The organism is Bradyrhizobium sp. 17 (assembly GCF_023073515.1).
Taxonomy (GTDB): Bacteria; Pseudomonadota; Alphaproteobacteria; order Rhizobiales; family Xanthobacteraceae; genus Bradyrhizobium; species Bradyrhizobium canariense_D.
Window position 1 is genome coordinate 74994 of the sequence record NZ_JADPJQ010000006.1, and the last position, 7995, is coordinate 82988.

Here is a 7995-nt window from a genome sequence, read left to right on the forward strand (position 1 = left end):
GAGTTCACAGTGTCCGCGCGTATTCTCGTCGTCGATGACGTCCCCGCCAACGTCAAGCTGCTCGAAGCCCGCCTGTCCGCCGAATATTTCGACGTGATGACCGCCGCGAACGGCACCGAGGCGCTGGCGATCTGCGCCCGCGCCGAATGCGACATCATCCTGCTCGACGTCATGATGCCGGACATGGACGGTTTCGAGGTCTGTCGCCGGCTCAAGACCGATCCGGCCACGCATCACATTCCCGTCGTGATGGTCACCGCGCTCGACAGCCCGTCCGACCGCAACCGCGGGCTGGAAGCCGGCGCCGACGATTTCCTGACAAAACCCGTCTCCGATGTCGTGCTGATCGCGCGCGTGCGCTCGCTGACCCGGCTGAAGATGATGACGGACGAGCTGCGCATGCGCGCCATCACCTCGCTCGAGATCGGCATGCAGGCGCCCGAGCGCAGTGCGATCTCCGACACCGGCAAGGGCGGCCGTATCCTGCTGGTCGACGACCGACAGTCCTCCTATGAACGGCTGGCGACGATCCTTGCCGCCGAGCACACCATCGACGTCGAGCCGAACCCGACGGAGGCGCTGTTCCACGCCGCCGAGGGCAATTACGATCTGCTGATCGTCTCGCTCGACCTCAACAATTTCGACGGCCTGCGGCTGTGCAGCCAGGCGCGCTCGCTGGAGCGCACGCGGCATGTGCCGATCCTGGCGATCGCCGACCCCGAGAACGCGACGCGGCTGCTGCGCGGGCTCGAGATCGGCGTCAACGACTATCTGCTGCGTCCCATCGACAAGATCGAGCTGCTGGCGCGTGCCCGCACCCAGATCCGCCGTCGCCGCTACACCGACCATTTGCGCGACAACGTGCAGAATTCGATCGAGATGGCGATCACCGACGCGCTCACGGGGCTGCACAATCGCCGCTACATGGAGAGCCATCTGGCGACGCTGGCCGAGCAGGCCGCGACCCGCGGCAAGCCGCTGGCGCTGATGATCCTGGACATCGACTACTTCAAGTCGATCAACGACAATTACGGCCACGACGCCGGCGACGACGTGCTGCGCGAATTCGCCGTGCGGGTGCGCAAGTCGATCCGCGGCATCGACCTTGCCTGTCGCTACGGCGGCGAGGAATTCGTCATCGTGATGCCGGAGACCGATCTCCACGTCGCGGGCATGGTCGCCGAGCGCCTGCGCCGCTCGATCGCCGGCGAGCCCTTTGCGATCCACAAGGGCACCAAGCGCATCGAGGTCACGATCTCGATCGGCCTGACCACGCTGGAGCAGAAGGGCGAGGCGGTTGGCGACGTGCTCAAGCGCGCCGATACCGCCCTGTACCGCGCCAAGCACGACGGCCGCAATCGCGTGGTGTCGCACGCGGCGTGAGGCCGCTGGCACACGCCCGCGTAAAAAAACGCGAAAACAACCCCATGCACAGTAGCCGACACTAGTCGGATCAATGGCTTACGTCGGCTGCAAAACGGCTGATGCGCACAGCATTGCCGTTTGACTCGTCGGGCAAAACAGGAGCATCCTGCTAGCATCCAACATCCACAAACTCTGCTGTCATCCCGCTAGCGAGGAATCCGGCACGCCACGGCGAACAAGCGGGCGTCCACCCTTCAGGTCAGGGAGGATAGGGCTCCGACCATTCTGCCTTGGCCAGGGCCGCGCCCGTGCTGGACTTCGCGATGACCTCATAAGTGTACAGGCCGGAATTGCAGGGGCCCCAGGTTCGCAAGCTCTCCGGCTTCACGATGTTGTCTGAAGGAAATGGGATCTCCTGGCCCCCCCATCTCGTAGTTCTTCTCTCTGCGAAACTTGACGACGATCGTGCGCGTGCCGGGCGGAACACTCTTCATCTTGATTTCGGGATTGGGAAAGACGGTGGTGCAGGGCCGCGGAGGTCCAAACGTGAATTGGATCTTCATCTCGTCGGCCCAGGCCGGGGTGCAGATGATCAGAAATGAAATTGGCAGCAACGACGAAAATCTAATCATGGGCACGCCTCAAAAAGAAACCAGTGTATCGGCAGGGCCGCCTGATGCCAAGTTTACTCCATGTCTCGCCCTCGCAGCGCTAGGCCTCGTCCACTCCCTTCAGGACGTCACAGAAAAGGCCCGCCGTAGCGGGCCCTGTGGGGATGGAGAAAGTCCGGGTCACTTCTGATCGACGTTGCTGGTCCCCGAACCGGGCGTACCGATCGGCAAGCCGTTCGCCGCATGACCGACGCCAACGCCCGGCGCACTGACGGCTCCTGGAGTTTGGTCCTGTGGAAGCGTCTTGATCCCCGTTCTTGCCTGCTCCGCGGGGCTCATCTGGCCCTTGTTGTCGCTGTTGGCGCCATTGGTGGCCGTGATACCGGACCTGTCGGTCCCGTTTGGCGTGCCCGCCTGTGCTCCTGACGCGGTGTTGCCCGCGCCGGTGGTGGTCGGTGTGCTCGCAGTATTCCCGTTCGGCGTCGGGGGCTGAACGTTCGGGTTGGTTGGAGAGTTGTTGGTGTGAGCGCCGGTTGAGGTTCCGTTTGTGCCCATGCCGGATGGCGCCGAGGGGCCTCCATTGGCGGCGCCAGACGTGCCAGTGCCTGCGCCTGAGCTGGCGGATGATCCGGACGCGCCGCCGCTCGCAGCTGCGCCACCCGCGCCTCCGCCGGCACCGCCGCCACCACCTCCGCCGCCGCCTTGTGCGAAGACGGGAGCGGCAACAGCGAAGGACAGTGCGGCTGTAAGAAGAAGCGATTTTCGATTCATGACCTTCTCCGGTGTAAAGAAGGTCAACTACGCCGAAATGACGATGGTTCCTCTCAGTCCAATCGCTTCAAGAGATCGAAGGGTGAAGCACGGCAAACGGACCTTGCGGTGCGTGCTTTCCGATCCGGACTTCTTGCGGCGAGCGGCGGGTTCTGATGTTGCAGCTGCTTCAGGGATGCCGGGCCGGCCGCTTGCCTCGCTTCACCGTAGTCTGATCTCCCACCGTCACCCCCGCATTCCGCAGCAGCACCGTCGCCGCTTCCTTCGCGGCGCGGGCCATTGCGGGGTCGTCGCGGACGAGGTCCTGCGCGATCGAGCCGTCGACCAGCAGCACGAGCTGCGTTGCGAGCGCCTCCGCGTTCGCAACGCCGAGCTCGTTGAGGCGGTCGCGAAACCAGATGCGGCGGCTTTCCTTGAAGGCGATTGCGATCTTCTTCACGGCGCGGTCGGCCGGGCCAAGCTCGGCGACCGCATTCACGAACGGGCAGCCGCGAAAGTCTTTTGCGGCGAAGCGGCGCTCCAGCGAATCGAAGGTGGCGAGGATCTGCTCGGCCGCCGGCTTGTCCGAGGGGCGGGGCTGCACGAAGCGGCGCTCCAGGTAGGCGGCGATCAGCGCGTCCTTGGAGGGGAAGTGGTTGTAGAGCGTGCGCTTGGAGATGCCGATCTCGGCCGCGATGGTGTCGACGCCGATGGCGCGAATGCCCTGAAGATAGAACAGTTTGTCGGCGGTCTCGAGAATCCGCTCTTTCATCGTCTGTGGGGCGGGCGGGGGAGCCATGCGGCGGTGAATGTCCTGTTTGCTTGACAGCGCACGCTATTCATAGCCTAAGTACACAGGTCTGTGTAACCAAAATCAACTGATATTGCAGACGACGGCGCTCGCGCCGCGCCGATGAGGGAGACAAAAATGCCCCTGTTGCAGGTCCTGCGCCCGACATTGCCCATCCTGATCGGCGCCTCGATCATGCTGACGCTGAGCATGGGGCTGCGGCAGAGCCTCGGCATCTTCATGCAGCCGCTGACCCACGACATCCATCTGTCGATCTCCGATTTCACGCTGGCGCTGGCCGTGCAGAACCTCGCCTGGGGCTTTCTCCAGCCGCTCGCCGGCGCGATGACCACGCGCTACGGCTTCCGTCCTATCATGATCGCTGGCTCCTTCATGTACATCGCGGGCTTGGTGCTGATGGCAACCGCGAACGGTCTCGTCGCCATCATGATCGGCGCCGGCGTGCTGATCGGCACCTCGCTGGCCTGCACCGCGGCGGCGATCGCGATGTCGGTGGCGGCGCGCGCGGTGCCCGCAACGGTGCGCTCCACCGTGCTCGGCATCGTCTCCGGTGCGGGCTCGCTCGGCGCGCTGCTGTCGGCGCCGATCGGGCAGATGCTCAACGAGGGCTTTGGCTGGCGCGTCGGGCTCGCCGGCTTCGTGGTGATGTCGGTGCTGATGATCCCGGCGGCCTGGTATGCCGGGCGCGTCGACGCGGTCCCGCTGCCGAAGCCCGCGACTGATGAGATCGTCGATGCCACGGCCCTGATCGCGGCGAAGACCGCGCTCGGCAACGCGTCGTTCGTGGTCATGACCTGCGCCTATCTCGTCTGCGGCATGCAGCTCGTGTTCCTCACGACGCATCTGCCGTCCTATCTCGCGATCTGCGGCCTCGATCCGATGCTGAGCGCGCAGACGCTCGGCATGATCGGCGGCTTCAACGTGCTCGGCTCGCTGTTCTTCGGCTGGGCCGGCCAGCGCTGGAACAAGCTCGCGCTGCTCGGCGGAATCTACATCTTCCGCTCACTCGCGCTGGCCTGGTACTTCATGCTGCCGGCGACGCCGGCCTCGACCTTGCTGTTCGGCGCGATCATGGGCTTCCTGTGGATGGGTGTGGGACCGCTGGTCGCGGGCGCCGTCGCCGAAATGTTCGGCCTCCGCTGGCAGGCGATGATCCAGGGCCTCGCCTTCATGAGCCACCAGATCGGCAGCTTTCTCGGCGCGTATGGGGGAGGGGTGCTCTACGACGCGCTCGGCTCGTACACGATGGCCTGGCGCATCGGCGTCGCGCTGGGGCTGGCCGGCGGCATCATCCAGGTTGCGTTTGCGCTGATCCGGCCGTCGCAGCCGCCGGCGCCGGTGTTGCGGACGGCGTAGGCGAGGCGTCCAGCGGGTGAGCAAACTTCGTGGAGCGCGGCATCATCAAACGGGATGGTACCGCTGCCCCGATCAGTGCTCAGCGCCGCGCCCAATTTGGGACTTCCGTAATTGGTCCGCAGCGGACCTTCACGGTAATGCCCGCTGGGCGCCGCTTGAACCCATTGCTGACTCTAGAGAGAAGCTGAGCAAAACCAATGAGCGACATCCTCCGCCTCCGATGCGGGGCGGCAGGCGTTGTTCGCTGCAAGGCTCATCAATCAAAACTGCCTGAACTTCGCTGGACGGTTTCCAGCGAAGCTCAATGCTAGTATTGGTCGGAAGATCGATCCGACAGCATCCAACGAGGGTGGCCGATCAATTCAGCTGACACTCACGATTGGAAAATTCCGGCGCGTCGTCTGGCGTTATAGGCCACCTCGCCCTTCCCAGTAAGTGGGTGTCCCATAATACCGGTGGGTTCGCGTTTCCCAATCTCGATCCTGCCAGGAGTCATCGCTGAACTCCGGCGCATCCCTGAGCTGTTGCTCTGTGATATTGGTTCGGAAGCCCTGGATCGACGTATCATACGTCAGAGCGCTCCATGGAATGGGGTAGTGGCTTTGACCCAAGCCAACAAATCCGCCGAAGCTCATGACTGCATAAGCTACGCGGCCTGACACCTTGTCGATGATGAGGTGATCAATCTCACCGATATTCTTTCCATCTGCTCCATACACCTCGGTTCCCTGAATGTCTTCGCTCGAGATGCAGTGATGATCCGGGTGGGCTGTTGCGCGGGCCATGACTTTGTCTCCCTCACAGGTGATTTTGGCGGCTTAACTTGGCAGCTACGAGGACGTTCCTGCGTTGAGCGCCGCAGCGCCAAATCGACGCGATTGGTCCGTAGCTGACCTACGGAGCGCGGCCAGTCGAGGACCGCTAGTGGACCCAAAGCGGACTCCAGCGCATCGCGCTGCCCCTGAGGGAGTAGCGAAGCCTCGAATAGCCTTGGAGCAACTTATGGGCGCACTTTCGTGACCGAGCCCGTTAACATAGTTAAATTGATTTGCTGGTTTTTCCCGATAGTTTTTTGCGCAGGGGAGAACATTCATGCGAAGCTCTCGCGCAATCCTTTATGCCCAACGACTTAGCGAACTCACCTCTCAGCTCTCAGAATTGGAATATATTCGAGGTCTAGTCGAAGAAGCAGAGCGAAGCGCCCGCAGTGTGCCTCCATTACGCTTGACACATCCTGCTTCGCGCCGCCTTCGAACTCGTGAACCAGGCGCCCTGTCTGTCCGCTTCCGTCGCCGCGCGCCACCAAGCTGGAATGCAGGCGCTATCAGCCCCTGACAACGACAACCAAGTCAATCGGACTTTGCTGGAGCCATTCCCCGACGGATGGTGGGCTTCCTCCTAAAACCTCTCCAAGCGCTCGCCTTCACTCCTGCTGAGAAGGAGGGGACGAGAGCCAGGGAAGCGCCAGCAATGATAAGCGACTTCGCACGTTGATACGCATCGCCGGCCGAGGGTCTAACCGTAGGCGTCGGTGGCTGAGAGACAATTCCGCGCTCCCGCCTGCATGTTAGGAGCGCAAAATGGCCGAAGAATTCAGCGCCGAGACACGTGCCTGCTCGAGCGAGCCAACGAAACCATCGCTCAAAGTCGTCAGTTAGCCACGGAACGTCGCGCACTCGTCCCTGAGTGCGAACTAAATCTCCGACACAGGCTGCTCAACATTGCCAACTTATTGTCGCAGTTCGTGACCGAACTTATAACATGGTTTAATTGATTTAATTGTATTTAAGGTATTTAATCTCTCCGCCAGCACCGGAGGGACCCCATGCCTAACGAAGACGATGACCGCCGCGAATTTCTGAAGACCTGCGGAAAGTTCGCGGTGGTGACACCTCCAGCCATAACGCTGCTGCTCTCCACCTCCCTCACGTCCGATGCAATTGCTAAATCGGGTGCGAGCGCGGTCCATCACCACGGCAACAATGGCTGGGGTAACGGCGGCGGCGATGGTAGTCCCAACGGCAAGGACGACAGAGGCCGCTGAACATTTGTAGGCGGAACGGCAGTTTGGAACGACTCGTCAGTTACCAAGTTTTCCCAATGCCCATCCCCAAGTGGGTAATTCAGTCGGGCCTCAGCTCTTCCCCCATTGCCCCCCGGGAGCTGGGGCCCATTTTGTTGCGCCTTCCGGCGCCGGTTTCGGAGCTTCAGTCATGAAGCAACAAGGAGGGATCCGCATGCCGATCCAAGTCGTGATGGACAGTACCGGCGACAGCCGTCACTTTTTCGACGCCAACGATGCACGAGAAGTAGCCAAGGCGGAGCAGCGATTCCGCGAGCTGAGGAACGTCGGCTTCACCGCCGCGGTCCGGACCGGTTCAAATCAGGTGGCGCAGATCCGATCGTTCGACCCCACTGCGGAAGAAACTCTCTTCTTCCCCAGGCTGGTCGGCGGCTGAATCGCTGAGCCGTGTGGCTGTTCAGGCCGTCCCGGCCGGGTGAACGCTCACGGAGGAGGGCTGCAAAGGCGCTGTTCATTAGACACGGCGCCGAGAGCACTCCCGAAGGACGCGCGCTGCTGCTGCTGCGGCATTGCCTCTCGCCCCTCCAGCGGCGGCAATTCACGCAAACGGGCTATTTCGATGTGGTCGGCGGCGATACGGGCAACCGCTATAGGATCTATGCGGGAGCGGCTGCGAATGTCTGCGAGATCGGCGAAAACGGTCGCCCAAAGATCGGCTTGTGCTTCCTGCCCGTTGGCGATCTTCCGATTGGCGACGTCATGCTGGCCCAGAAGATCGCGCTCGAAACGTGCGAGGCCAGCGCGCTCGCAGTAGCCCGAAAGTTCACTCCCAGCGGTTTCTTGTTCAGCCGGTCCCGCCCGCTTCGCTAGCCGCGGTGTTGCGTCAGTCAAGTTTGGGCGTCGGTGACGTCGCCCATTGGCCCATGTGCGACCTCGAAGGCCTTCAGGTCTGCGGCCGATGTTAGCGGTAAACCGGACATCTGGCGGGCGGCCGCTTAATGAGTACACGCCCTAGCACTACTTTGGCAGAATGTGTTTTCGCCGCTGTTTTTCAAGGATTTGCTTTCGGCAATATGGGC

At 62.4% G+C, this 7995-nt stretch carries 8 protein-coding genes; 5 read left to right on the forward strand and 3 right to left on the reverse strand.

Annotated elements, in window-relative coordinates:
* Nucleotides 1-9: 9 nt before the first annotated feature.
* Nucleotides 10-1383: a PleD family two-component system response regulator gene (locus tag IVB13_RS00460; RefSeq protein ID WP_018455158.1), complete on the forward strand. Its 1374-nt coding sequence runs from the start codon at nt 10-12 to the stop codon at nt 1381-1383.
* 773 nt (nt 1384-2156) lie between these two features.
* Here the strand turns inward: IVB13_RS00460 and IVB13_RS00465 are convergent.
* On the reverse strand, nt 2157-2747 hold the full coding sequence (locus IVB13_RS00465; protein WP_085351444.1) for a hypothetical protein: 591 nt from the start codon (nt 2745-2747) through the stop codon (nt 2157-2159).
* Between the two features lie 169 nt (nt 2748-2916).
* Nucleotides 2917-3525, reverse strand: a complete 609-nt coding sequence (locus IVB13_RS00470) for a TetR/AcrR family transcriptional regulator (protein ID WP_085395622.1) — start codon at nt 3523-3525, stop codon at nt 2917-2919.
* Nucleotides 3526-3654: 129 nt separating this feature from the next.
* On the opposite strand from IVB13_RS00470, the gene IVB13_RS00475 reads away from it, so the two are divergent.
* Nucleotides 3655-4893, forward strand: a complete 1239-nt coding sequence (locus IVB13_RS00475) for an MFS transporter (RefSeq protein WP_085351445.1) — start codon at nt 3655-3657, stop codon at nt 4891-4893.
* A gap of 407 nt (nt 4894-5300) precedes the next feature.
* On the opposite strand, the gene IVB13_RS00480 is transcribed toward IVB13_RS00475, so the two are convergent.
* Nucleotides 5301-5678: a PRC-barrel domain-containing protein gene (locus IVB13_RS00480; protein ID WP_085351388.1), complete on the reverse strand. Its 378-nt coding sequence runs from the start codon at nt 5676-5678 to the stop codon at nt 5301-5303.
* A gap of 1040 nt (nt 5679-6718) precedes the next feature.
* On the opposite strand from IVB13_RS00480, the gene IVB13_RS00485 reads away from it, so the two are divergent.
* From IVB13_RS00485 to IVB13_RS00495, 3 genes are all read left to right on the forward strand, one after another.
* Entirely contained in the window at nt 6719-6937 is a 219-nt protein-coding gene (locus tag IVB13_RS00485) for a hypothetical protein (protein ID WP_039799349.1), read from the forward strand.
* Nucleotides 6938-7130: 193 nt separating this feature from the next.
* On the forward strand, nt 7131-7352 hold the full coding sequence (locus tag IVB13_RS00490; protein WP_085351446.1) for a hypothetical protein: 222 nt from the start codon (nt 7131-7133) through the stop codon (nt 7350-7352).
* An 11-nt stretch (nt 7353-7363) separates the two neighbouring features.
* A complete protein-coding gene (locus tag IVB13_RS00495) occupies nt 7364-7786 on the forward strand; it encodes a hypothetical protein (protein WP_085351390.1) in 423 nt (140 codons plus the stop codon).
* Nucleotides 7787-7995 lie beyond the last annotated feature (209 nt).

Excerpts from the sequence above, each read along its gene's own strand:
- IVB13_RS00465 (WP_085351444.1), bottom strand. The coding sequence starts at position 2,747 with ATGAATCGAAAATCGCTTCTTCTTACAGCCGCACTGTCCTTCGCTGTT.
- IVB13_RS00470 (WP_085395622.1), bottom strand. The coding sequence starts at position 3,525 with ATGGCTCCCCCGCCCGCCCCACAGACGATGAAAGAGCGGATTCTCGAG.
- IVB13_RS00475 (WP_085351445.1), top strand. The coding sequence starts at position 3,655 with ATGCCCCTGTTGCAGGTCCTGCGCCCGACATTGCCCATCCTGATCGGC.
- IVB13_RS00480 (WP_085351388.1), bottom strand. The coding sequence starts at position 5,678 with ATGGCCCGCGCAACAGCCCACCCGGATCATCACTGCATCTCGAGCGAA.
- IVB13_RS00485 (WP_039799349.1), top strand. The coding sequence starts at position 6,719 with ATGCCTAACGAAGACGATGACCGCCGCGAATTTCTGAAGACCTGCGGA.
- IVB13_RS00490 (WP_085351446.1), top strand. The coding sequence starts at position 7,131 with ATGCCGATCCAAGTCGTGATGGACAGTACCGGCGACAGCCGTCACTTT.